This is a genomic window from Bradyrhizobium commune (genome assembly GCF_015624505.1).
GTDB lineage: Bacteria > Pseudomonadota > Alphaproteobacteria > Rhizobiales > Xanthobacteraceae > Bradyrhizobium > Bradyrhizobium commune.
The window spans coordinates 5640108-5664435 of record NZ_CP061379.1 but is presented as its reverse complement, the minus strand read 5'-3'; the positions used below and the strand labels follow the sequence as shown (position 1 = coordinate 5664435).

The window sequence follows — 24328 nt, the reverse complement described above, 5'->3', positions numbered from 1 at the left end:
TGCGTGTGGGGGTTGATCGCCAATGCCGGCGTTGATTGAAGAGGGGCGCGCGAAGGTCAATCTGAGCCTTCGCGTGGTCGGCCGTCGTGCCGACGGCTATCATGATCTCGAAAGCGTGGTCGCGTTTGCCGACTGCGCCGACCGGCTGACGCTGGAGCCGGGTGGCGAGCTGAAGCTCACCACCACTGGCCCGCTCGCCGCGGCCTGCGGCGATGCCTCCGACAATCTCGTGTTCAAGGCGGCCAAGCTTCTGGCCGAAGCCGTGCCGAACCTGAAGCTCGGCGCCTTCGCGCTAGACAAGGTACTCCCGGTCGCAGCCGGCATTGGCGGCGGCTCGGCCGATGCGGCCGCGGCGCTGCGGCTCTTGGCGCGTCTCAACAATTTGTCGCTCGATGATCCCCGGCTGCAAGAGGTCGCGCTCGCGACCGGCGCTGACGTGCCGGTGTGTGTGTTCTCGCGCGCCTGCGACATGACCGGCGTCGGCGAGCAGCTGTTGCCGCTGGCACTGCCGAGCATGCCCTGCGTCATGGTCAATCCACGCGTGCCTGTCGCGACCAAGGACGTGTTCCAGGCGCTGGGCCTGCGCAATGGCGAGCTTCTGGTTGGTGCCACCGATGTGCTCGAGGCCCCAGCCTGGCCGGAAGAGGGCGGGTCGATCGCCGACTGGGTCGAAGTTCTCGAAACCGTGCCCAACGACCTCGAGGCGCCTGCGATGCGCATCGAGCCTGTGATCGGCGAGGTGCTGGACGCCTTGCGCGATGCGGCCGGCGTCAAGCTCGCCCGCATGTCCGGCTCCGGCGCGACCTGCTTTGCGATCTTCGGCGCGCCGACAGAGACGCATGCCGCCGCGGAAAGAATCCGCCGGGATCATCCCGGTTGGTGGGTGCATGCGGGGACGCTTAGTTGAGCCCGACTGCCGTAGGGTGGGCAAAGCGAAGCGTGCCCACCATCGTCGTCGCGCAATCCGGATGGATGGCGGGCACGGCGCAAGAGCGCCTTTGCCCACCCTATGATGGCTCGGCCAGCCCGAGAAATTTTCGGATCTCAGCCAACACCTCTTGCGGCTTGTCATGCTGCAACCAATGTCCGGCGCCGGCAATCATCTCGACACGGGCCTGCGGAAAATAGCGATCGAGTCCCGCCGCCCTCGCATCCGCAAGAAAGCTTTCGCCGGCATTGAGCAGCAGCGTCGGGCAGGTGATGCGCGACCACAGCGCGACGTGATCGTCCGACCACAGCCGGTGCGGTGCGGAGGCACGCTGGTAGGGATCGAACTTCCAGCTATAGGTGCCATCCGCGTTCTGCCGCGCTCCATGTGTGGCAAGGTGCAGCGCGAGATCGCGGGACAGTCGCTTGTTGTGAAGCACCATCTGCGCGGCTGCGGCCGCGATGGTCGAATAGCGGCGCGGCGTGCGGTCGTGCAGCTTGTCGAGCTGGCCGATCCATTTGGCGATGCGCTCGTGCGTTGGCGCCTTCGGCGCATCTGGCAACATTGTCACACCGTCGAGCACCACCAGCTTCGCGACCTGCTCCGGGAACGACCCCGAAAAGATCAGGCTCACCATGCCGCCCATCGAATGACCGATCAGAGTGACTTGAGGTGCCGCGATAACGCGGACGAGTTGTGCGAGATCGTAGACATATTCCGTCAGCGCGTAGCTGCCGCCGCGGGTCCAGTCGGAATCGCCGTGCCCGCGCAGATCGGGCGCGATCACGTGAAAATGCGGCTGCAACGCGCGCGCAATCGCGTCCCAGCTCCGGCAATGATCGCGACCGCCATGGATCAGGATGAGTGGTGGCGCGCCATCGTTGCCCCAGTCGGCATAATGCAGCCGCAGGCCGTGGGATTCGTAGAAGCGGCTCTGCGGACGGCTAGCCATTTGCCGGCCGCCGCGCCAGCGCGAGCGAGAGGCCAAGGCCCGCGATGAAGACGCCGGAGCCTTGGGTGAGGCGCCGCATCAGTTGCGGCCGTCCGATCAGCTGCGTGCGTGTCGCTGACGCCATCAGCACCACGACGACATCAGCGAGCGTGTTCAGCGCCACGGAGATCGCACCAAGCACGATGAATTGCAGCGAGGGGTTCGATCCCGTGGGATCGAGAAACTGCGGAATGAAGGCGAGGAAGAACGCGGCGGTCTTCGGATTCAGCGCCTCGACCAGCACGCCGTCACGGAAGGCGCGCGTGTCGCCAACGGGCTCGCTGTTGAGCGACGGCGCTCGGCCGGCGCCACGAAAAGTCTTGATGCCGAGCCAGACCAGATAGAGCGCGCCGACGAATTTGACGGCGGAAAACAGTTCTGCGCTCGCCAGAATGATCGCGGAGATGCCGAGGCTGCCGGCAACCACATGAACCAGCCCGCCCAGCGCCGTACCCGCGGTCGATGCAAAGCCGCTCGCGCGTCCCGCCGACAAGGTCCGCGCTGCGACGTAGAAGATGCCGGGGCCGGGAACGGCGGCAATAAGAAAAGCTGCGGCCAGGAACAGCCAGAAACTGGATTCGGTCATCCTGCTTTGGTAGCGAGGCCCGGCGTGATTGCAAGCCCTCTAGGTGATCCGGCGGAAGATCGCGCTGGCGTTCACCCCGCCGAAACCAAAGCCGTTGGAGATGGCGTTGAGCATCGGCATCGGCCGTGCCGCGCCCGAGACGATGTCGATGCCATCAGCGCCCGGATCGGGGTTTTCGAAATTGAGCGTCGGCGGCGCGATCTGGTCGCGCAAGGCCAGCACCGTGAAGATCGCCTCGAGGCCGCCGGCGGCGCCGAGCAGATGGCCGGTGGCCGATTTGGTCGCGCTCACCGCGATGCTGTTGTTGCGGCCGAAGAGCGCGCTGATGGCGCCAAGCTCGCTCTCGTCGCCAGCTGGCGTCGACGTCGCATGCGCGTTCAAATGCTGCACATCGGCGGGTGCGAGGCGTGCCTGGCACAGCGCAATCTCCATGGCGCGGCGGGCACCGTCGCCGTCGGGCGGGCCCGACGTCATGTGATAGGCGTCTGCCGTCGTGCCGTAGCCGACGATCTCCGCGATCGGCGCGGCGCCGCGCGCGAGCGCATGTTCCAGTTCCTCGACCACCAGAATGCCGGCGCCTTCGCCCATGACGAAACCGTCGCGGTCGCGATCGAACGGGCGTGAGGCACGCGTGGGCTCCTCGTTGAAGCTGCTCGACAGCGCGCGCGCCGCGGCAAAGCCGCCGAGGCTGACGATGTCGATGCAGGCCTCCGCGCCGCCGCAGATCGCGACGTCGGCCTCGCCGGCGCGGATCATGCGCGCGGCATCGCCGATCGCCTGGACGCCGGCGGCGCAGGCGGTGACCGGTGTGCCCAGCGCGCCCTTGTAGCCGTATTTGATCGAGACATGGCCGGCGGCAAGATTGGCCAGGAACGAGGGGATCGTGAAAGGCGAGAGGCGGCGCGCGCCGCGCTGCTCGGTGATGCGCACCGCTTCCGCCATCGCCGGGAAGCCGCCGACGCCGGAGGCGATGATCGTCGCGGTCCGCTCCTGCGCGGTTGCGTCCTGCGGCGCCCATCCGGCCTGCGCGACCGCTTCTGCGGTGGCGAGCAGCGCGAACAGGATGAAGCGGTCCATCTTGCGCTGGTCTTTTGGCGCTGCGGCCTGCGCGGGGTCGAAGCCGCCTTCGGCGTCGTCGGCCTTGTCAGGCACGAGCCCGGCGATGCGCGCGGGCAGCGCCTGTGCCCATTGGGGCAGCGGCCGCAGTCCGCTTTGGCCGGCGAGCAGCCGGCGCCAGGACAATTCGACACCAGAGCCGAGCGGCGACACCGCGCCCATTCCCGTCACGACGATACGACGCATGTCAGTCTCCAGCCGGCGCAACGACCGGGTTCATGGCTTTCAGCGAAGCGAGCCGCGCACGCATCCCGCGGCTGGCGCGCGGGCCTGCGATCACCACGGCATTGGCAAGCGTGATCGGACGCCCGTCGGTGGCATCGACGACGATCGGATCGAACGGTTGGCGATCGCCACGGTTCGCCAGCACGATCGCTTCGCCCTTCGGTGCGAGATGCTTGTTGCCCCAGGCGAGCAGCGTCGCGATCACGGGGAAGAAGTCCCGCGCTTTCTCGGTCAGCACATATTCGTAACGCGGTGGCCGCTCGTGATAGCGGCGGCGGACGAACATGCCGCTCTTGGTGAGGTGCGCAAGCCGCCGCGACAGGATGTTCGGCGCGATCCCGAGATTTTGCGAGAACTCGTCGAACCGCGTCGAACCCTGGAACGCGTCCCGCAGGATCAGAATGCTCCACCATTCGCCGACCGTCTCCACGGCGCGGCCGACCGGGCATTCCAGGATGGAGGGGGATTTGGGCTGCATGGCCGGAACGTAGGTCAGTGACTTGCAAAATGCAAGTTACTCGGTGGACGCCTTCTGGCTCTGGTGGGGCGAGCCGGTGAGGGCGAGCTAGGTGACCACGAAGTTGTCGCTGAGGTTCGAATGCGAATTGGCGGTTGGCGCCGAGGCACCTTGCTCCGTCATTGCGAGCGCAGCGAAGCAATCTAGGATCTTACCGTGGAGGGATTCTGGATTGCTTCGCGGCGCTCGCAATGACGATGTTGGAGCAGCGGCGGCTACCCCGCCGGTGTCGTCGCGCGCACTAGGCCGTGACGACACCGAGATGACCTAATGCGACCGCGCCAGGCAGAACGCCACGACTTGCTCCAGCGCGCTCTTCATCGGCGAGGACGGGAACAGCGCGAGCGCATCGACCGCCATGGCGCCGTAGTGCTGGGCGCGGCTCAGCGTGTCCTCGAGCGCACGGTGCTTGTTCATCAGCCCGATGGCGTGATCGAGATCGGAATCACCGATCTCGCCGCGCTCCAGCGCGCGGATCCAGAAGGTGCGCTCGGTGTCGTTGCCGCGGCGGAAGGCGAGCACCACGGGAAGCGTGATCTTGCCCTCGCGGAAATCGTCGCCGGTGTTCTTGCCAAGCTTTGCGCTCTTGCCGCCATAGTCGAGCACGTCGTCGACGAGCTGGAAGGCGATGCCGAGATTCATGCCGACCGAGCGGCAGGCGGTCTGCTCGGCCTTCGGACGGTTGGCGATGACGGGGCCGACCTCGCAGGCTGCCGCGAACAGTTCGGCGGTCTTGCCGCGGATCACGGCGAGATATTCGTCCTCGGTGGTCGCGGTATTCTTGGCGGCGGCCAACTGCATCACCTCGCCCTCGGCGATGGTGGCGGCAGCGGCCGAGAGAATGTCGAGCGCGCGTAGCGAGCCGACCTCGACCATCATGCGGAACGCCTGGCCGAGCAGGAAGTCCCCGACCAGCACGCTCGCCTCGTTGCCCCACAGCATCCGCGCCGACAGCTTGCCGCGGCGCATCTCGCTCTCGTCGACGACGTCGTCGTGAAGGAGCGTGGCGGTGTGCATGAACTCGACAGAGGCAGCCAATTTGATATGGCCGTCGCCGGTGTAGCCGGCGAGGTTGGCCATGGCGAGCGTCAGCATCGGCCTCAGGCGTTTTCCCCCGGAGGAGATCAGGTGGTTGGCGACCTCCGGGATCATGGTCACGTCCGAGCCGGTCCGCGACAGGATCGTGGCGTTGACGCGCTCCATGTCAGGAGCGACAAGGGCCACCAGCTCTTCGATCGACGCGCCGGGAGTTTCGAAAGGTACGATGACGGCCACGCCGGTCTCCAATATTTGCCCCGGAAGGGCTATTCTGATGGAAATACAATAGAAACTGGAGGCGGGTGCGGCAAGACCTGTGGAACCATTGACATTTGCCGCTTTGACCCTTCAGGCAGGAGACCTGTGTTGTGCGTGAACTGGTTCGGACCAACGATATGGTGCTGGTGTCGGCAATCGGCGCGCTGCTCGACGGCGCCAACATCCATCATCTGGTGCTCGATCAGAACATGAGCATCATCGAGGGCTCGCTCGGCATTTTGCCGCGGCGGATCCTGGTCCATGAGGACGATGCCAGCGAGGCCCGACAACTCCTCACCGAGGCTGGCCTCAGCCACGAACTGCGCGGCGATGATTGACGTCGTCACAGATATCACCGAGGACGCCTTTCTCGGCGGGCAATTGCTGCTGAAGCAGAAGCGATCCGGTCATCGTGCCGGGCACGACGCCATCCTGCTTGCGGCAGCGACGCAGGCTCAGCCCGGCGATCGCGTGGTCGATCTCGGCGCCGGCATCGGCACGGCCGGGCTGGCGTTGGCGCGGCGCGTCGCCGGGATCAAGCTCAGGCTGGTCGAGATCGATCCGGAGCTTGCAGGGCTCGCGCACGCCAATGCGGCGGCAAATGCGATTGCCGCCGAAGCCATCGTGCTCGACGTCATGGCGGACGCGCAGGCGTTTGCGATACACGGGCTCGTGCCTGACAGTGCCGACATCGTGATGATGAACCCGCCCTTCAACGATGCCGCGCGACATCGCGGCTCGCCGGATCAGGCGCGCCGCACCGCGCATGTGGCCATGGAGGAAACGCTGCATGCCTGGGTGCATGCAGCGCGGCGTATCCTCCGGTCGAACGGTGTGCTGACGCTGATCTGGCGTGCGGACGGGGTTGCGGAGGTTTTGGCAGCGCTGTCACGCGGCTTCGGCAGCGTGTCGATCCTGCCGGTTCATGGCGATGCGGCGAGCCCTGCGATTCGCGTGCTGGTGCGCGCGATCAAAGGCAGCCGGGCACCGATGCGACTGTTGCCGGGCCTCATGCTTAACGATGAGTCAAGCGTGCCTAAAAAAGAGGTGAGGAATATTCTGGAAGGGAGGGCGGTCTTGCCGCTGGCGGAGCCGTGACGGCTTACTGCGGAAGCGATTCCGACTGCTGTTCTTGCGGAGACGTGAAGCGAATCGCCGTGAAAAGCGCACCGATCAGCAGGATCAGCAGGTAGATCTTCATGGCGTTTCCTCCGCTGCCTTATTGCAGCTTCCAAACGTGGATTCTGCAAAACACGTTCCAGGCACTTTCAATGACAGTCGCGTGATAAGAAATGGTTAATCAGAGGTAACGGCATGGCCGAACAATTGAACGATCGAGGAAGTTCCGGCCTGGCCGACAAGCTCATGCAATATCTGCCAGCACGCTTCCGCCCGGGCACGGCGGTGGTGCCGGTGGTGCGGCTGTCCGGCGTGATCGGCGCGGTGACGCCGCTACGTCCCGGCATGACGCTCGCGGGTGTCGCGCGGGTGCTGGAGCGGGCCTTCTCGGTCCGCAATGCCAAGGCGGTGGCGCTGGTGATCAACTCGCCCGGCGGCTCGCCGGTGCAGTCGCGCCAGATCTATCTGCGCATCAAGCAGCTCGCAGCGGAGAAGAAGCTGCCGGTGCTTGTCTTCGTCGAGGACGTCGCGGCGTCCGGGGGCTACATGATCGCCTGTGCGGGCGACGAGATCTTCTGCGATCCGTCCTCGATCCTCGGCTCGATCGGCGTTGTCGGCGGCAGCTTCGGTTTCCAGGAGGCGATCAAGCGGCTCGGCATCGAGCGGCGGCTCTACACCGCCGGCGCGCACAAGGCGATGCTCGATCCGTTCCTGCCCGAAAACCCCGATGACGTCGCGAAGCTGAAGGCGCTCCAGCGCGAGATCCACCAGATCTTCATTGCGCTGGTGAAGGAGAGCCGCGGCGCGCGGCTCAAGGGGGCCGACGACACCCTGTTCACCGGCGAGTACTGGGCCGGCGACACGTCGATCGCGCTGGGGCTCGCCGATGGGATCGGCGATCTCCGCTCAACTCTTCGTGCCCGCTATGGAGAGAAGGTTCTCACCCCCGTGATCGCGCAGCCGACCGGCCTGCTATCCGGCGTTTTTGGGCGAAGATCGCCCGGCGCGGGCCAGCTTTCGGCCATGGAATCAATGGCAGGTCTGCCGGACGAGCTGATCTCGGCGATCGAAACCCGCGCGATTTGGGCGAAATTCGGGTTCTAGCAGGCGCCCTCCCGCGCCATTTGGTCCGGCCCGAGCCAATTGCGGCGCGGCCCGGACTGCGCGAGAATACGTGTGGGGGCTGAGCATTGAACAAGGATCGACCGATGCCGCCGTTCATCGCATTCGCGGGTGTCCTGGGCGGGCTTGCCGTGGTCCGCTGGGCCTACAAGACCGCACTCCGGGTCAATCAGGAGCTGGAGGAGATGCGCCTGTCGCGCGTTGCCGAGGCTGCCTCCATGGGGGATATCCAGACGCTGAAGCGTGACCCCGTGACTGGAGCCTATCGGCCGGGCTAGCGAGCCGAGGGTGCGCAAAGCGAAAGCGTGCCCACCAACAGTCGAAGCCTTGGAAAGATGGTGGGCACGGCGCAAGAGCGCCTTTGCCCACCCTACAGGTCCGTTTCCACCCCCTTTGCCTTGATTCCCATCCCCGCCGTCGATACGGTCCCGCGCGATTCAAAACCCCCCGCGAGAGCCCGATCTGACGATGGACGCCTCATTGCCCGCCCATATGCGCCCGGAACGCTCGTTCCAGGGTTTTATCCTCGCGCTCCAGCGGTTCTGGGCCGAGCAGGGCTGCGTGATCCTCCAGCCCTACGACATGGAGATGGGTGCGGGCACCTTCCATCCGGCGACCACGCTGCGCGCGCTGGGGCCGAAGCCGTGGAACGCGGCCTATGTGCAGCCGTCGCGCCGGCCCAAGGACGGCCGCTACGGCGAGAATCCGAACCGGATGCAGCACTACTACCAGTTCCAGGTGATCATGAAGCCGTCGCCGCCGAACCTTCAGGAATTGTACCTGAAGTCGCTGGCCGCGATCGGCATCGATTCCGCCGTGCACGACATCCGCTTCGTCGAGGACGATTGGGAGAGCCCGACGCTCGGCGCCTGGGGTCTCGGCTGGGAGTGCTGGTGCGACGGCATGGAGGTCAGCCAGTTCACCTATTTCCAGCAGGTCGCAGGCTTCGAATGCGCCCCCGTTGCGGGCGAGCTCACCTACGGGCTCGAGCGTCTCGCGATGTATGTGCAGGGCGTCGATCGCGTCTACGACCTCAACTTCAACGGTCGCGACGGCGATGCCAAGGTGACGTATGGCGATGTGTTCCTGCAAGCAGAGCAGGAGTATTCGCGGCACAATTTTGAAGTCGCTGACACAGCGATGCTGTTCGAGCAGTTCAAGATGGCCGAAGCGGCTTGCAGGAAATATCTCGCCGCAGGCTGGCGCGAGGGCAACCGCAAAGAGCATCTGATGGCGCTGCCGGCCTACGACCAGTGCATCAAGGCGAGCCATGTCTTCAATCTGCTCGACGCCCGCGGTGTGATCTCCGTGACCGAGCGGCAGAGCTACATCCTGCGCGTACGCGAATTGGCAAAAGCCTGCGGCGAGGCCTGGATCCATACTGAAGCGGGCGGAGCGGCCTGATGCCCGAATTGTTTGTTGAACTGTTCTCGGAAGAAATCCCCGCGCGCATGCAGGCGAAGGCGGCCGACGATCTGCGTCGTCTGGTCACCGAGAAGCTCGTCGCCGAAGGCCTCGTCTACGAGGGCGCCAAGGCGTTCGCGACGCCGCGCCGCTTGGCTCTGACCGTGCATGGAATCCCTGCGCGCCAGCCGGACCTCAAGACCGAACGCAAGGGTCCGAAGATCGGCGCGCCCGATGCGGCCGTGCAGGGTTTTCTGAAAGCGACCGGTTTGAATTCGCTGGATGAGGCCAAGATCCAGCGCGACCCGAAGGGCGACTTCTACATCGCGCTGATCGAGAAGGCCGGCCGCGACGCGATCGACGTGCTCGCGGAAATCCTGCCCGTCATCATCCGCACCTTCCCCTGGCCGAAATCGATGCGCTGGGGCGCGCGCTCGGCAAAGCCGGGTTCGCTGAGCTGGGTGCGTCCACTGCACGCGATCACCGCGACCTTCGGGCTCGAGACCGAAGAGCCCGATGTCGTGAAATTCGAGGTCGACGGCATCGAGACGGGCCAGACCACCTACGGCCATCGCTTCATGGCGCCAGCCGCGATTTCGGTACGCCGTTTTGAAGACTACGAAGCGAAGCTGAAGACTGCAAAAGTTATCCTCGATCCGCAGGCGCGCAAGGACATCATCTTCGCCGACGCCAAGGAGTTGACGTTCGCGCAAGGGTTCGAGCTGGTTGAGGATCAGGTGCTCTTGGACGAGGTGTCGGGCCTCGTCGAATGGCCCGTGGTCATGATGGGATCGTTCGAAGAAGAGTATCTCGCGATCCCGGACGAGGTGATCCGCGCCACCATCCGCAACAACCAGAAGTGTTTTGTCGTCAAGGACCCCAAGACGGGCAAGCTGACCAACAAGTTCGTTCTCACCGCCAATATCGAGGCGGCCGACGGCGGCAAGGTCATCGTATCGGGCAACGAACGCGTGATCCGTCCGCGCCTGTCGGATGCGAAGTTCTTCTATGAGACGGATTTGAAGACCAGGCTCGAGGACCGGCTGCCGAAGTTCGAGCAGATCGTGTTCCACGAGAAGCTCGGCACGCAGGCGGAGCGCATCAAGCGCATCGAGCGTCTGGCCGCCGAGATTGCGCCGCTGGTTAGCGCCGATGTCGCCAAGGCGACGCGCGCCGCGCATCTGGCCAAGGCGGATTTGCTGACGGAGGTCGTCGGCGAGTTCCCCGAGGTGCAGGGGCTGATGGGTAAGTACTACGCGCTGGCCCAGGGCGAGGACGCCTCCGTCGCCGCAGCGTGTGAGGAGCACTATAAGCCGCAAGGCCCGGCGGATCGCGTGCCGACCGATCCGGTCAGCGTTGTGGTCGCACTTGCCGACAAGATCGATACGCTGGTTGGCTTCTGGACCATCGATGAGAAGCCGACGGGCAGCAAGGACCCGTATGCGCTGCGCCGTGCGGCGCTCGGTGTGATCAGGCTGATTGTCGAGAACGCGTTGCGGCTGTCGCTCATGAAGGTGGCGGCTTCGGCGCTCGCCGGCTTGTCAGTCAAGCCTGCTGATGCGGAAAAGCTTCCAGGTGACCTCCTCGCCTTCTTCGCCGATCGCCTCAAGGTTCAGCTTCGCGAGCAGGGTGCGCGACACGACCTCGTCGATGCCGTGTTTGCGCTCGGCGGCCAGGACGATCTCCTCATGATCGTCCGCCGCGTCGAGGCGCTGGGAAAATTCCTCGAGTCCGACGACGGCAAGAACCTGCTCGCCGGCACCAAGCGCGCCAGCAACATTCTCTCGATCGAGGAGAAGAAGGACAAGCGCACGTTCGACGGCGCGCCGGATGCTGCGCTCTACAGCCTGGCTGAGGAGAAGGCGCTGGCGAAGGCGATCGGCGAGGTGAAGGCGGAAGCAAGCACCGCCGTCGCCAGGGAGGACTTTGCTGCCGCGATGAGCGCGATGGCAAAGCTGCGTCCGCCGGTCGATGCGTTCTTCGAAAAAGTTCGCGTCAACGACGACGATGCGAAGGTGCGCGAAAATCGCCTCAAGCTGCTGAACGAGATTCGCAGCGCCACGCGTGCGGTCGCGGACTTCTCGAAGATCCAGGATTGATCACGTCGTAAGCAAAAAATGCCCCGCCCGGGCGGGGGGAAGACCGGGCGGGGCCTGATGTCCGCGACAAGCTATCCGCGCCAGCCTGATGTGACGCGACGGACATCGAGTCGAATCTCCCTAGTCCATCACCTCGACGATGCGGCGCGATCGCGGCTCGACCAGCACGGTCTCGCCGTTCACGACGGTGTAGCGATAGGTCGTCGCGCCGAAACGTTGCGGCACGTCATAATAGGTGATGCCGGTCTCGGGTAAGGTTGACCCGACCACCACGCGATCCGGAATGCTGAAGGCCGGCACGCGTTGTTCGACCACATAGTCGCGGAAGGCCGGCCGCTGTTCCACCGCAATGGTCGGGCCACTGTCGACGACGACGGGCGCTCGTCCGACCGTGATGCCGGTTTGCGCCTGCGCCGCGAGGGGCGCGCCGATCGCGACGCCAAGCGCAGCGATAGCGAGAATCCTGTTCCGCATGGGCAACTCCTTCGAAGTGATTTCTGCCGGCCGGTGGCACGACCGGTTGCCAATGCTGCGGCGCGCGCGATGTTCCGGAAAATGCCCTGCCGCACACGCGGCATTTTCGGGCAGTTTTCGCGAAGGCGGGAACTCGCATCGCCCCCAGTGCGTCTCTACCCGCGGAACCCGGTCCGCTATGATCCGGCCGCGATTCGCCTCACGTCACAGGAAGACTTTTCATGCATCTGACCGTCGCCCACATCTCGCCGATCCTGTCATTGCTGGCGGGGGTGCTCATCCTGATCATGCCGCGCCTGCTCAACTTCATCGTTGCGATCTTCCTGATCATCAATGGTGCGATCGGGCTCGGATTGTTGAAGTGGCTCCATCTCTAGGCCTTCATTTTCCGGAACTGTTCGACTTGCGCGGGCCTGTCCAAAGTGGTGTAAGGCGCGCGATTTCCCATTCCTCTCGCAGGTTGTGTGCAAGCTATGGCCAAAGCCGCCTCGAAGCCTAAGAAACTCCCAGCGAAATCAAAGCCTTCCGCCAAGGCGAAGGCCGCGCCGGCGGCCCGCAAGGCGCTTGCCAAGAGCGCCCCGAAGCCGGTCGCCAAGCCGGTTGCGAAGCCCGCTGCCAAGCCTGTTGCAAAAGCTGCGACCAAGCCGGCCGCGCCGAAGGTTGCGGCCAAAGCCGCGGTGAAGGCCGCGCCGGCTCCGGTCAAGGCCGGCAAGTGGGTCCATACGTTCGGTGACGGCAAGGCCGAGGGCAAGGCGGAGATGCGCGACCTGCTCGGCGGCAAGGGCGCCAACCTCGCCGAGATGGCCAATCTTGGCCTGCCGGTGCCTCCGGGCTTCACCATCCCGACCTCGGTCTGCACCTATTTCTACGCGCACGACAAATCCTATCCGAAGGAATTGCAGTCGCAGGTTGAGAAGGCGCTCGACTATGTCGGCAAGTTGACTGGCAAGGTGTTCGGCGACACCAAGAACCCGCTGCTCGTCTCGGTGCGCTCCGGCGCGCGCGCCTCGATGCCGGGCATGATGGACACCGTGCTCAATCTCGGCCTCAACGACGAGACCGTGGAAGCGCTGTCGGAACTCTCGGGCGACCGTCGCTTCGCCTATGACAGTTATCGCCGCTTCATCACCATGTATTCCGACGTGGTGCTCGGCTTCGAGCATCATCACTTCGAGGAAATCCTCGACAGCTTCAAGGACAGCCAGGGCTATACGCTCGACACCGACCTCACCGCCGAGGACTGGGTCGAACTGGTCGGCAAGTACAAGGACGCGGTCGCGCGCGAGACCGGCAAGGATTTCCCTCAGGATCCGCACGATCAGCTCTGGGGCGCGGTTGGTGCTGTGTTTTCATCCTGGATGAACGCGCGCGCGGTGACCTACCGCAAGCTGCACGATATCCCGGAGTCCTGGGGCACCGCGGTCAACGTGCAGGCGATGGTGTTCGGTAACATGGGCGAGACCTCGGCGACCGGCGTTGCCTTTACCCGCAATCCCTCGACCGGAGAGAGCAAGCTCTACGGCGAGTTCCTGATCAACGCGCAGGGCGAGGACGTGGTGGCGGGCATCCGCACGCCGCAGGACATCACCGAGGAGGCGCGCAAGGAATCGGGCTCCGACAAGGCGTCGATGGAATCGGCGATGCCGGAGGCCTTCAAGGAGCTGACGCGGATCTACACGCTGCTCGAGAAGCACTACCGCGACATGCAGGACATGGAGTTCACGGTCGAGCAGGGCAAGCTGTGGATGCTCCAGACCCGCGGCGGCAAGCGCACCGCCAAAGCGGCGCTGCGCATCGCGGTCGAGCTCGCCAATGAAGGCCTGATCTCGAAGAAGGAAGCGGTGGCGCGGATCGATCCCGCCTCGCTCGATCAGCTGCTGCACCCGACCATCGACCCCAACGCCAAGCGCGACGTGATCGCAACCGGCCTCCCGGCTTCGCCCGGTGCCGCCTCTGGCGAGATCGTGTTCTCCTCGGACGAGGCGGCCAAGCTCCAGGGCGACGGACGCAAGGTCATCCTGGTCCGCATCGAGACCAGCCCGGAAGACATCCACGGCATGCACGCCGCCGAAGGCATCTTGACCACCCGCGGCGGCATGACCTCGCACGCCGCCGTGGTCGCGCGCGGCATGGGCAAGCCCTGTGTCTCCGGCTGCGGCACCATCCGCGTCGATTACGGCCGCGGCACCATGAGCATCGGCTCGCGTACCTTCAAGGCCGGCGACGTCATCACCATCGACGGCTCGCTCGGCCAGGTGCTGTCGGGCCGCATGCCGATGATCGAGCCGGAGCTCTCCGGTGAGTTCGGCACGCTGATGAACTGGGCCGACCAGGTCCGCAAGATCGGCGTGCGCGTCAACGGCGATACGCCGGACGACGCCCGCACCGCGATCAAGTTCGGCGCGGAAGGCATCGGCCTCTGCCGCACCGAGCACATGTTCTTCGAGGAGACGCGCATCCGCACGGTGCGCGAGATGATCCTCTCCGAGGACGAGCAATCGCGTCGCGCCGCGCTCGCAAAGCTGTTGCCGATGCAGCGCGCCGACTTCGTCGAGCTGTTCGAGATCATGAAGGGCCTGCCCGTCACGATCCGCCTGCTTGACCCGCCGCTGCACGAGTTCCTGCCGCACACCCATGCCGAGGTCGAGGAAGTGGCGCGCGCCATGAACACCGACCCGCGGCGTCTCGCCGACCGCGCGCGCGAGCTGTCGGAGTTCAATCCGATGCTCGGCTTCCGCGGCTGCCGCATCGCGATCGCCTATCCGGAGATCGCCGAGATGCAGGCCCGTGCGATCTTCGAGGCTGCCGTCGAAGCGGAGAAGCGCACCGGCAAGGCCGTCGGTCTCGAGGTAATGGTGCCGCTGATCGCGACCAAGGCCGAGCTCGACCTGGTCAAGGCGCGGATCGACGCCACCGCGAAGGCCGTGATGCGCGACACGAATACAAAACTCAGCTATCAGGTCGGCACCATGATCGAGCTGCCGCGCGCCTGCCTGCTTGCAGGCGAGATCGCGGAGAGCGCCGAGTTCTTCTCGTTCGGCACCAACGACCTGACGCAGACGACCTATGGCATCAGCCGCGACGACGCGGCGAGCTTCCTCGGTCCCTACGTGGCAAAGGGCATCCTCTCGGTCGATCCCTTCATCGTGCTCGACCAGGAAGGCGTCGGCGAGCTCGTCAAGATCGGCGTTGCGCGCGGCCGCAAGACGCGCCCGCAGCTCAAGGTCGGCATCTGCGGCGAGCACGGCGGCGATCCCGCCTCCGTCGCCTTCTGCCACAACATCGGCCTAGACTACGTCTCCTGCTCGCCCTATCGCGTGCCGATCGCGCGTCTTGCCGCAGCCCAAGCCGCACTCGGCAAGGCGATCGCGAGCCAGGCGTAAGGCCGAAGCGTGAGATTGAGTTAAAAGAGGCGGGGCCAAACCCCGCCTCTTTTATTTTGCGCGACACGCCATCCACACCGTCATTGCGAGGAGCTCTTGCGACGAAGCAATGACGGAGGATGGAACTCACAACGCGTCCCGTAATGATACGCACGCGCAAGAGTTCCTTCACCATTCGCGTTGAGGGGATGTTTACCGCCTCAAATGAGGACGCATTTACCAACGCACGAAATCCCCCCTGAAAACACCTGTGTTCGCTTGAGTGTGTTGCACGCGCAACGTCGATTAACGCCCCGGCAACCTAAATTAGATACTCACGAAAAGGATCGAATTGCACGGAAGTACTGCGGTTCGATTTTTCTGGCGTAAGCGTAGCGTGAGCGTATCGATGTTTGTGTTGCGTAACCATCCGAGGGGCGCGCGGTTCGCGTCCTTCGGACTCGGTCTCTGCATCTTCGCATTGATGCCGAGAGAGATCGGGTATCAGGACATTGGCTCGCTCTTGGCGCGCCAACCCGGCGTCGCCGAGCGCTGGCAGAAGCAGGTGTTTTCTGCGGCTTCGTCGATTCAGCTCGCCACTTACAGCTTTACGCGCCCGATCGGAACGTCGGTGCCGCAGAGCGCGATGGTTCGCCTCGCGAGCCTCGATGGCCGTGACGTCACCGGCAGTATTCCCCGTGGCAATCCGGCGCTCCAGGCCCCCCCGCGTTACCAAGCCTCCGATTTCCCCAAGGTCGACCGCTCGCTGAAGGGCGATCGTCTCACGACAATCACGCCCACGCCTGAGATTGCCGCGCCGCCCGCAGCTCCCGCGCAGCAGGATCCCGCGACCTCGAACAGCTCCGTGTTCGGCGCCAAGACGGTCGAGCTGCGCGCGGCGTCGCCACAAGCGATGTCGCCGGAGTCCGCGGCCGCGCTCGACCCCGAGCTGCAGGAAGCGATGCGCGCGCCGCCGCTGCCGCAATATGCCAACCCGCCGAAGGCCGGCGATGATGCGCTGTCCTTTGCGGCCCAGCCGCTCAACGCGCTGAAGCAGGCGACGATCGTCACGCCGCCGCGCGATCCCTTCAGCGTGAAGACCTCGAATTTGTTCTTCGGCAGCTCCTCGCTCGGCGGCAATCTCGAAAGCATCGAGAGCTGGCAGCCCGGCGCCGAGCCGCTGATCGTGATGTCCGATCCCGACATGAAGCTGGCCTCGCTGACGCCGCCGGCCGAGGACGCCGCAGGCGCCACCGACAGCGGCGAGAGCGTCGCGCCGAAGGGCGAGGTCAACGCCGATAACCAGCGCGCCAAATCGCCCGCCGAGCGCCTCGCGCTCGACGACAAGTCACGTGCGAAATCGGAAAAGTGCCTCGCCGAAGCGGTCTATTTCGAATCCCGCGGCGAGGCCGTGCGCGGCCAGATCGCGGTCGCGCAGGTGGTGATGAACCGCGTGTTCTCCGGCAAATATCCGGATACGGTCTGCGGCGTGGTCTATCAAAACAAGTATCGTCATCTCGCCTGCCAGTTCACCTTCGCCTGCGACAACAATCCCGATGTGATCCGCGAGCCCGAAATGTGGGAGCGCGCGAAAAAGATCTCGAAGGCGATGCTCGACGGCCAGATCTGGCTGCCCGAGGTCGGCAAGTCGACGCACTATCATGCCTATTGGGTGCGTCCGTCCTGGGTCGCCGAGATGAAGAAGATGTACAAGTTCGGCGTCCACACCTTCTACCGTCCGCGCGCCTGGGGCGACGGCGGAGAGGAGCCGAGCTGGGGCACGCCGGCGCAGACCGCCGCGCTCTCGGCCGAGCTCGCGCAGGAAGCCAAGAGCTCCGCCGAGATGGGCGTGAGCGAGCGAAGGTAGTCGTCTTCACGAAAGGCCGTCATGCCCGGGCTTGTCTCGGGCATCCACGTTCTCTGTGCTGCGTGCCAAGACGTGGATGGCCGGGACAAGCTCGGCCATGACGGAGAGGAGCGCACGCTTCACATCTCGATATCCAGCGCGCAGTCGAAATTTGGCGCCGAATGCGTTAGCGCGCCTGACGAGGCGTAGTCAACGCCGGTGGCCGCGATCGCGGGAATCGAGTCCAGCGTGACGCCGCCGGATGCCTCCAGCGCCACGCGGCCTTCCGCCATCCGCACCGCCTCGCGTAGCGTGGCGAGATCCATGTTGTCGAGCAGCACGGCATCGGCAAGGCCGGTGTCGAGCACCTCGCGCAGCTGCGCCAGCGTATCGACCTCGATCTCGAGCTTGACGAGATGGCCGGCATGGGCGCGGGCGCGCTCCAGCACGGGGCGGATGCCGCCGGCGACCGCGATGTGATTGTCCTTGATCAGGATCGCATCGTCGAGGCCGAAGCGGTGGTTGAAGCCGCCGCCGCACCGCACTGCGTATTTTTCCAGCGCGCGCAAACCGGGCGTGGTCTTTCGCGTGCAGCAGATGCGCATTCTGGTGCCCTCGGTGCGAGCGACATGATCAGCCGTCAACGTGGCGACGCCCGACAGCCGGCCGACGAAATTCAGCGCGGTCCGCTCTGCCGTGAGGATGGCGCGGGCGGGACCGGAGATCGTCAGCACCTGTTGCCCGCGGGCGACGCGCGCAGCGTCGCGGACATGAGCGCGCACCTCGATGTCGGGCGAGAGCTTTTGCAATGTTGCCAGCGCCAGCGGAAGTCCTGCGATCACGCCAGACTGCCGCGCCACGAGGATGGCCTGCGCCGTCGTCGCTTCGGGAATCGTCGCGAGCGAGGTGACGTCGCCGGCGCGGCCGAGATCCTCGTCGAGGGCGCGGTGCACCGCCTCGTCAATTGCAAGCGGAGAGAGGAAGGCGTCGGGATAGAGCAGTGAGGTCGGGGTGATCATGGGAAACTCCGTCAGGCGATCATGGATTGCGCGATGCGCGGCATCGGGTGTTCGGCAAGGCTCTCCGCCACGTCGCGCGCGGCTGAGAGCGTGGTGATCGTTCGCTGTGCGAGGGCGGGAATCTCTGCTGGATGGTCGGCGCGGAAATGCGCGCCGCGGCTCTCGTGGCGACTCCAGGCGGCGGTGGCTACGAGCAGGGCGGTCGTTGCCATGTTGCGAAATGCCGTGTTGGCGGTGTCGCGTTCGAGCTCGGCAAAGCTGCGCACGGCCTCAGCCAGCCCGTCACCATCGCGGATCACGCCGACATTTGCGCTCATCAACGCTCGCAGCCGCTTCACGCCAGCTGCATCCGGCGCGCCACCGCGCGGCGTCACCAGCATGTCGGGGAGCGGGGCAGGCGAGGGGATCGCGTGGCCGGCAATGTCGTCGGCGATGCGTGCGGCGTAGACCACGGCTTCGAGCAGCGAGTTCGACGCCAGCCGGTTCGCGCCATGTGCGCCGGTAGACGACACTTCGCCGCCGGCCCAGAGTCCGTCGATCGAGCTGCGCCCTCGCGCGTCCACCGCGATGCCACCCATGTGGTAATGCACAGCCGGCGCGATCGGGATCGCTTGCGTCGCAGGATCGATCCCTGCGGCGATGCAGCTTGCATGCACCGTCGGGAATTTGTCGGCGAAACGTACGCCGAGTGCTTGCCGCGCATCGAGGAAGGCGCCGCGCCCGGCTGCGATCTCGGCGAACACGCCACGGGCGACGATATCGCGCGGTGCGAGCTCGGCCAGTGGATGGCGTGCAGTCATGAAACGATCGCCATCGCCGTTGACCAGCGTCGCGCCTTCGCCGCGCAGCGCTTCGGTCGCGAGCGGCGCCGGGTCGCGGCCGACCATGATGGCGGTCGGGTGGAATTGCACGAACTCTGGGTCGGCAATCACGGCGCCGGAGCGCGCCGCGATTGCGAGGCCCGATCCGCTGGCCTCGACCGGATTGGTGGTGACGGCATAGAGATGACCGATGCCACCGGTCGCCAGCACCACGGCGCGCGAGGCGATCATCACGGGCCTTGCGGCAAAGTTGCCGGCCTCGCGCAATTGGAGGCCGGTGACGGCGCCATCCTCGGTGAGCAGCGCTTCGGCCACAAAGCCCTCGATCAGGCGGATCGACGGCGTGCGGCGCACGGCCTCGGAGAGCGCCGCGATGATCGCAGCACCGGCGCCGTCGCCGCGCACATGCACGATGCGCCGCGCCGAATGGGCGGCCTCGCGGCCGACGGCGAGCCGGCCCTCGAGGTCGCGGTCGAACGGCACGCCGTAGGCGAGCAAATCGTGAATCCGCGGCGCGGCCTCGCGCGCGATCCCGAGTGCGATGGCCTCATCGACGATGCCGCCGCCGACAGCGATGGTATCCGCCGCGTGCGCCTCCGGCGTGTCGCCCTCGGCCACGGCCGCGGCGATACCGCCTTGCGCCCATGCGGAGGATGCGCCCTGTCCAAGCGGCGCCGCCGAGATCAGCGTCACCGGCCGCGGCGCGAGCTTCAGCGCGCAGAACAAACCGGCGAGCCCTCCGCCGACGATGATGACGTCGTCGGTGGTGCGGGTGAGGTTGTGGATGTCTGTCATGGCTGTCTCCTCGTCGTCGTCCTGGCGAAAGCCAGGACCCATACGCCGCGGCGGAACTTGTTGTGCGAAGATGTTCAACGCGTTCTTCGCAAAACAGCGTTCGGTGGTTATGGGTCCCGGCCTTCGCCGGGACGACGGTTGTGTGTGTTGCGACTTGGGTTGCTAGTTCTTCAAATTGATCATCCGCTCGACCGATCGCCGCGCGCGTGCCGCGAGCGCGGGATCGATCGTCACTTCCTCGCCAAGCGTCAGCAGGCTCTCCAGAATGTTGGCGAGCGTGATGCGCTTCATGTGCGGGCAGAGATTGCAGGGACGCAGCATCTCCACGTCCGGCAGTTCGGCCCGGACATTGTCGGCCATCGAGCATTCCGTGATCATCACCAGCCGCTTCGGCCGCTTGTTGCGCACCCAGTTGATCATGTGCGCGGTCGAGCCGGTAAAGTCGGCTTCCGCCAGCACGTCCGGCGGGCATTCCGGATGCGCGATAATCTGCACGGACGGATCGGCATCGCGATACGCACGCAGCTCGTCGCCGGTGAAACGCTCGTGCACCTCGCAGGCGCCCTTCCAGGCGATGATCTTCACGTCGGTCTTCGAAGCGACGTAGGTCGCGAGATAGCGGTCGGGCAGGAAAATTACGGTGGGCGCGTTCAGGCTCTCGACCACCTGCACCGCGTTCGACGAGGTGCAGCAGATGTCGACCTCAGCCTTCACTTCCGCCGACGTGTTGACATAGGCGACCACGGGCACGCCGGGAAATTTGTCACGGAGCAGCCGCACATCCGCGCCCGTGATGCTGGCCGCCAGCGAGCAGCCGGCGCGGGAGTCCGGAATCAGCACCGTCTTGTCAGGGTTGAGCAGCTTTGACGTCTCCGCCATGAAGTGCACGCCGCATTGCACGATGACATCGGCCTTCACCTTGGTCGCCTCGACCGCGAGCTGGAGCGAATCGCCGCCGATATCGGCGACGCCGTGGAAGATCTCCGGCGCCTGATAGTTGTGGGCGAGGATCACCGCGTTGCGTTCGCGCTTCAGCGCGTTGATCGCGTGAATCGTCGGCGCCATCAGCGGCCACTCGATTGGCGGGATCACGTGCTTGACGCGCTCGTAGATCGGCGCGGTGGCCCGCTCGACCTCCGCCGTCCATTCCAGCGAGGGCATCGGCAGCGCTGGTCCTCTGTGCGCCGGCGTGCGGGCGGAGATGGTTTGGCCCTGTGGCGAGCTGGCAAGGTCGTCGGGGCCGTAGATTCCAGTGATCGGCATTGAAGCCTCCCGTGAGAATTATATATACTCAATATGAGTATATATAGAGCCTGAGAAATCCGGCCGAGAGGGCCGGCGGGTTTCGCGAGCTCACATATGCTCAATATGAGTATATCAAAGATAGCACCGCGTTCGGCATCCCGCTAGGTCCTGCCGCACACATTCTCGTCAAGTCCCGCCCCGGCAACGCCGCGATGAAACGCAATGCTCCCGGCCCAGCCCTTCCCAGGGCGCAGCCATTTTGGTCTTGGGACTTTCATGCATTTGCATTAAACGCCTGACTCGCGGCTGCCTATTCCGGACCCGCCAACGACAGATGAGGAACACCATGTCGACGCAAGTGGGCGAGCTCGGTCCGGTCTCACGTTCCTCCAACTGGCGCACGCCGGCCGTCATCATTCTCTGCGGCTGCGCGATCGGCATGCTCGGTTTCGGTCCGCGCTCGGCGCTCGGCTTCTTCGTGCAGCCGATGAGCCATGAATTCGCCTGGGGCCGCGACGTGTTCGGGCTCGCGATTGCCTTTCAGAATCTGTTGTGGGGCTTGGGCCAGCCGATTGCCGGCGCGGTCGCCGATCGCTTCGGCTTGTTCCGGGTGATGTGCGTTGGCGCGCTGCTCTATGCCGGCGGCCTGTTGTTGATGCGCTATTCGTCGACGCCGTTGTCGCTGAACGTCGGCGCGGGCGTGATGGTGGGCTTCGGCCTTGCCGGCTGCTCGTTTAATCTGGTGCTGTCGGCGTTCAGCAAGCTGTTGCCGGCCGAGAAGCGCGGCCTTGCGCTTGGCGCCGGCACCGCAGCGGGCTCGTTCGGCCAGTTCCTGTTCGCGCCGATCGGCGTCGCGCTGATCGACAATTTTGGCTGGCAGCAGGCGCTCACCGTGTTCGGCTTCCTGATGCTCCTGATCATCCCGCTGTCGTTGGCGCTCTCGACGCCGCCGGTGGCAAGTGCCGCAAACGCTGCGCCTGCGGATGAGCAGACCTTCACGAAGGCGCTGAGCGAAGCCTTCGGACATCGCTCCTACGTGCTCCTGGTGCTCGGCTTCTTCACCTGCGGCTTTCAGCTCGCCTTCATCACCGTGCATCTGCCGGCTTTCCTGGTCGATCGCGGCATTTCCACGCAGGTCGGCGGCTGGGTGATCGCGGCGATCGGGCTTTTCAACATGATCGGATCGCTCAGTGTCGGCTATCTCCAGAACTCGCTGCCGAAGCGCTACATCCTGTCGGTGATCTATTTCACCCGCGCGCTCGCAACGCTCGCCTTCATCTCGTTCCCGATCACGCCGTTCTCGGCGATCGCGTTCGGCGCCGTCTCTGGTCTGACCTGGCTGTCGACGGTGCCGCCGACATCCGCGCTGGTGGCGCTAATGTTCGGCACGCGCTGGCTGGCGACGCTCTATGGCTTCGCCTTCGTCAGCCATCAGGTCGGCGGCTTCCTCGGCGTCTGGCTCGGCGGCATCGTGTTCGAGAAGTACGGTTCCTACACGCCGATCTGGTGGCTCTCGGTCCTGTTCGGCGTGCTCTCGGCGCTGATCAATCTTCCGATCGTGGAGAAACCCGTCCAGCGGGCGGTTGCGCAGCCTGCCTGATCGGCTAAACATCGCCTGAAACAAGTCTCAGGGAGTTTTGCCGTGGCCACATTCAAGGCGATCCGGATCGACAAGGCCGACAAGGGCACCACCGCCGCGCTCACACAGTACGACGAAGCCGAGCTGATGGAAGGCGACGTCACCGTCCGCGTCGAATGGTCGACGCTGAACTACAAAGACGGCCTCGCGCTCACCGGCAAGGCGCCGGTGGTGCGCCGCTTTCCCATGATCGCCGGCATCGATTTCGCAGGCACCGTCGAGCTGTCCTCGCATCCGGCGTGGAAGGCGGGCGACAAGGTCGTCTGCACCGGCTGGGGCATGGGCGAGACCCATCTCGGCGCCTATGCCGAAAAGGCGCGCGTGAAGGGCGACTGGCTGGTCGCTCTGCCGCAGGGCCTGTCGGTGCGCGACGCCATGGCGATCGGCACCGCCGGCTTCACCGCGATGCTGTCGGTGCTGGCGCTGGAGAAGCAGGGCATCTCGCCGAAGAGCGGTCCGGTGGTGGTGACGGGCGCGGCGGGCGGCGTCGGCTCGGTCGCCACCGCGGTGCTGTCCTGGCTCGGCTATCACGTCATCGCTTCCACCGGCCGCGCGTCGGAAGCCGATTATCTGAAGAGCCTCGGTGCCGCAGAGGTCATCGACCGCAATGAATTGTCGGCGCCGGGCAAGCCGCTCGCAAAGGAACGCTGGGCGGGTGGCGTCGACAGCGTCGGCTCGACCACGCTCGCGAATCTGCTGTCGATGACGAAATATGGCGGCGCGATCGCGGCCTGTGGTTTGGCGGCCGGCATGGATCTGCCGTCCTCGGTCGCGCCATTCATTTTGCGCGGGGTGTGCCTTCTCGGCATCGATTCCGTGATGTGCCCGATCGAACCGCGAAAAGCCGCCTGGCAACGCTTGGCCTCCGATCTGGATCGGACAAAACTATCTGAAATCACTCATGAAATTCCGCTCGACGAAGTGCCCGCATGGGGTGCAAAGATCCTCGCGGGCCAGGTCCGCGGCCGGATCGTGGTAAAAATTGTCTAACGGCGTTCAGACTTTACCAACGAAGCTGCTTCAATGTCGCCATGGTTAGTATGGTAAGCAGCGGGTAAAGAGATAAGGCATCGCCCGCTGCGGGGGTTGGTTCGGAGTTGAGCATGCTTGCGCGTATTGTGTTGGGGGCTGTCACCGCTGTCGCGACGTTTGCGCCGGCCATTGCTGGCAGCATGAACGCCGACGAGGCGCGCCGCTTCGTCGCCGGCAAGGTCTTCGCTTTCACCTGTTTCGACGGTACCCGCGGCGCAGGCCGAATCCTGGACGACCTCGGCGCCGCCGGCGCGGTGCAGTTCTCGGGCTCAGGCCCGGTCAAACATCTCCGCCTTCCCGGCAACACGCTCCAGATCCGCGGCCAGAACGTCTGCGCCTCGATCAAGGGCATTCCGTTCGAACCCTGTTTCAACCTTGAAAAGACCGACGAGCGCAGCTTCCGCGGCTCGGTGTCGGGCATGGGCTTCGCCTATTGCGACTTCCACCATCAGGGCGGCAACCAGATGCTGATGGCGCGCGCCGTCGCGCGTCCGCGCTCGCTGCGCGCACCCGAGCAGACCGGTTCGGTCAACACATCGAGCACCGAGGTCGCCGCGCGCGTCGAGACGCCGCGTGTCGAGAGCAGCCGGATCGAACCGGTGAGGTCCGAGCCGAAGAACGAAGGTGCGCTGGAGCTGCGCCGCTCGACCGAGTGATCTCGGCCTCTTCGTGTAGGGACCAGCTGCACACAA

General features: G+C 65.2%; 22 protein-coding genes. 13 read left to right on the top strand and 9 right to left on the bottom strand.

Annotated elements, in window-relative coordinates; translation table 11 throughout:
* Window positions 1–22 precede the first annotated feature (22 nt).
* Complete coding sequence (locus tag IC761_RS26655) at window positions 23–907, top strand: 4-(cytidine 5'-diphospho)-2-C-methyl-D-erythritol kinase (protein ID WP_195799656.1); 885 nt, start codon at window positions 23–25, stop codon at window positions 905–907.
* Window positions 908–1007: 100 nt separating this feature from the next.
* On the opposite strand, the gene IC761_RS26650 is transcribed toward IC761_RS26655, so the two are convergent.
* The 5 genes from IC761_RS26650 to IC761_RS26630 all read right to left on the bottom strand — a co-directional run bounded on the left by IC761_RS26650 (window position 1008) and on the right by IC761_RS26630 (window position 5638).
* A complete protein-coding gene (locus IC761_RS26650) occupies window positions 1008–1880 on the bottom strand; it encodes an alpha/beta fold hydrolase (RefSeq protein ID WP_195799655.1) in 873 nt (290 codons plus the stop codon).
* Window positions 1873–2505: a LysE family translocator gene (locus IC761_RS26645; protein WP_195799654.1), complete on the bottom strand. Its 633-nt coding sequence runs from the start codon at window positions 2503–2505 to the stop codon at window positions 1873–1875. The genes IC761_RS26650 and IC761_RS26645 overlap by 8 nt, the downstream gene beginning before the upstream one ends.
* Before the next feature lie 39 nt (window positions 2506–2544).
* Window positions 2545–3807, bottom strand: a complete 1263-nt coding sequence (gene fabF, locus IC761_RS26640) for a beta-ketoacyl-ACP synthase II (protein ID WP_195799653.1) — start codon at window positions 3805–3807, stop codon at window positions 2545–2547.
* Between the two features lies 1 nt (window position 3808).
* Window positions 3809–4324 (bottom strand): winged helix-turn-helix transcriptional regulator, encoded by a 516-nt coding sequence (locus IC761_RS26635; protein WP_195799652.1) that lies wholly within the window; start codon window positions 4322–4324, stop codon window positions 3809–3811.
* Between the two features lie 306 nt (window positions 4325–4630).
* Window positions 4631–5638, bottom strand: coding sequence for a polyprenyl synthetase family protein (locus tag IC761_RS26630; protein WP_195799651.1), 1008 nt, complete (start codon window positions 5636–5638; stop codon window positions 4631–4633).
* 131 nt (window positions 5639–5769) lie between these two features.
* On the opposite strand from IC761_RS26630, the gene IC761_RS26625 reads away from it, so the two are divergent.
* The 6 genes from IC761_RS26625 (at window position 5770) to glyS (ending at window position 11403) form a co-directional block, all read left to right on the top strand.
* The gene (locus tag IC761_RS26625) at window positions 5770–5997 is read left to right on the top strand and encodes a putative signal transducing protein (RefSeq protein WP_027524291.1); all 228 of its coding nucleotides are present in this window, start codon (window positions 5770–5772) and stop codon (window positions 5995–5997) included.
* Window positions 5990–6757: a tRNA1(Val) (adenine(37)-N6)-methyltransferase gene (locus tag IC761_RS26620; protein ID WP_195799650.1), complete on the top strand. Its 768-nt coding sequence runs from the start codon at window positions 5990–5992 to the stop codon at window positions 6755–6757. The genes IC761_RS26625 and IC761_RS26620 overlap by 8 nt, the downstream gene beginning before the upstream one ends.
* Before the next feature lie 216 nt (window positions 6758–6973).
* A complete protein-coding gene (locus IC761_RS26615) occupies window positions 6974–7882 on the top strand; it encodes a S49 family peptidase (protein ID WP_195799649.1) in 909 nt (302 codons plus the stop codon).
* Window positions 7883–7986: 104 nt separating this feature from the next.
* Window positions 7987–8178, top strand: coding sequence for a hypothetical protein (locus IC761_RS26610; protein ID WP_195804779.1), 192 nt, complete (start codon window positions 7987–7989; stop codon window positions 8176–8178).
* 190 nt (window positions 8179–8368) lie between these two features.
* Window positions 8369–9304 carry a glycine--tRNA ligase subunit alpha gene (locus IC761_RS26605; protein WP_195799648.1) on the top strand — a complete coding sequence of 312 codons (936 nt, stop codon included), beginning with the start codon at window positions 8369–8371 and terminating at the stop codon, window positions 9302–9304.
* On the top strand, window positions 9304–11403 hold the full coding sequence (gene glyS / locus IC761_RS26600) for a glycine--tRNA ligase subunit beta (protein WP_195799647.1): 2100 nt from the start codon (window positions 9304–9306) through the stop codon (window positions 11401–11403). Before IC761_RS26605 ends, glyS begins: the two co-directional genes overlap by 1 nt.
* A 120-nt stretch (window positions 11404–11523) precedes the next feature.
* Here the strand turns inward: glyS and IC761_RS26595 are convergent, their stop codons facing one another.
* Entirely contained in the window at window positions 11524–11877 is a 354-nt protein-coding gene (locus IC761_RS26595; protein WP_195799646.1) for a DUF1236 domain-containing protein, read from the bottom strand.
* A 221-nt stretch (window positions 11878–12098) separates the two neighbouring features.
* On the opposite strand from IC761_RS26595, the gene IC761_RS26590 reads away from it, so the two are divergent.
* The 3 genes from IC761_RS26590 (at window position 12099) to IC761_RS26580 (ending at window position 17106) form a co-directional block, all read left to right on the top strand.
* Window positions 12099–12254 (top strand): DUF3096 domain-containing protein, encoded by a 156-nt coding sequence (locus IC761_RS26590; RefSeq protein ID WP_195799645.1) that lies wholly within the window; start codon window positions 12099–12101, stop codon window positions 12252–12254.
* Between the two features lie 96 nt (window positions 12255–12350).
* Window positions 12351–15260, top strand: a complete 2910-nt coding sequence (gene ppdK, locus IC761_RS26585; RefSeq protein ID WP_195799644.1) for a pyruvate, phosphate dikinase — start codon at window positions 12351–12353, stop codon at window positions 15258–15260.
* Between the two features lie 388 nt (window positions 15261–15648).
* Window positions 15649–17106 (top strand): cell wall hydrolase, encoded by a 1458-nt coding sequence (locus tag IC761_RS26580; protein WP_195799643.1) that lies wholly within the window; start codon window positions 15649–15651, stop codon window positions 17104–17106.
* Between the two features lie 119 nt (window positions 17107–17225).
* Here IC761_RS26580 and nadC read toward each other — a convergent pair whose 3' ends face one another.
* The 3 genes from nadC to nadA all read right to left on the bottom strand — a co-directional run bounded on the left by nadC (window position 17226) and on the right by nadA (window position 20983).
* On the bottom strand, window positions 17226–18104 hold the full coding sequence (nadC, locus tag IC761_RS26575; protein WP_195799642.1) for a carboxylating nicotinate-nucleotide diphosphorylase: 879 nt from the start codon (window positions 18102–18104) through the stop codon (window positions 17226–17228).
* Between the two features lie 11 nt (window positions 18105–18115).
* Window positions 18116–19720 carry an L-aspartate oxidase gene (locus IC761_RS26570; RefSeq protein ID WP_195799641.1) on the bottom strand — a complete coding sequence of 535 codons (1605 nt, stop codon included), beginning with the start codon at window positions 19718–19720 and terminating at the stop codon, window positions 18116–18118.
* 162 nt (window positions 19721–19882) lie between these two features.
* A complete protein-coding gene (gene nadA, locus IC761_RS26565) occupies window positions 19883–20983 on the bottom strand; it encodes a quinolinate synthase NadA (protein ID WP_195799640.1) in 1101 nt (366 codons plus the stop codon).
* Window positions 20984–21311: 328 nt separating this feature from the next.
* On the opposite strand from nadA, the gene IC761_RS26560 reads away from it, so the two are divergent.
* The 3 genes from IC761_RS26560 to IC761_RS26550 all read left to right on the top strand — a co-directional run bounded on the left by IC761_RS26560 (window position 21312) and on the right by IC761_RS26550 (window position 24292).
* Entirely contained in the window at window positions 21312–22565 is a 1254-nt protein-coding gene (locus IC761_RS26560) for an MFS transporter (protein WP_195799639.1), read from the top strand.
* A gap of 42 nt (window positions 22566–22607) precedes the next feature.
* Window positions 22608–23594, top strand: coding sequence for an acrylyl-CoA reductase (NADPH) (acuI, locus tag IC761_RS26555; protein ID WP_195799638.1), 987 nt, complete (start codon window positions 22608–22610; stop codon window positions 23592–23594).
* Window positions 23595–23707: 113 nt separating this feature from the next.
* Window positions 23708–24292, top strand: a complete 585-nt coding sequence (locus IC761_RS26550; protein ID WP_195799637.1) for a hypothetical protein — start codon at window positions 23708–23710, stop codon at window positions 24290–24292.
* The last annotated feature ends 36 nt before the right edge of the window (window positions 24293–24328 follow it).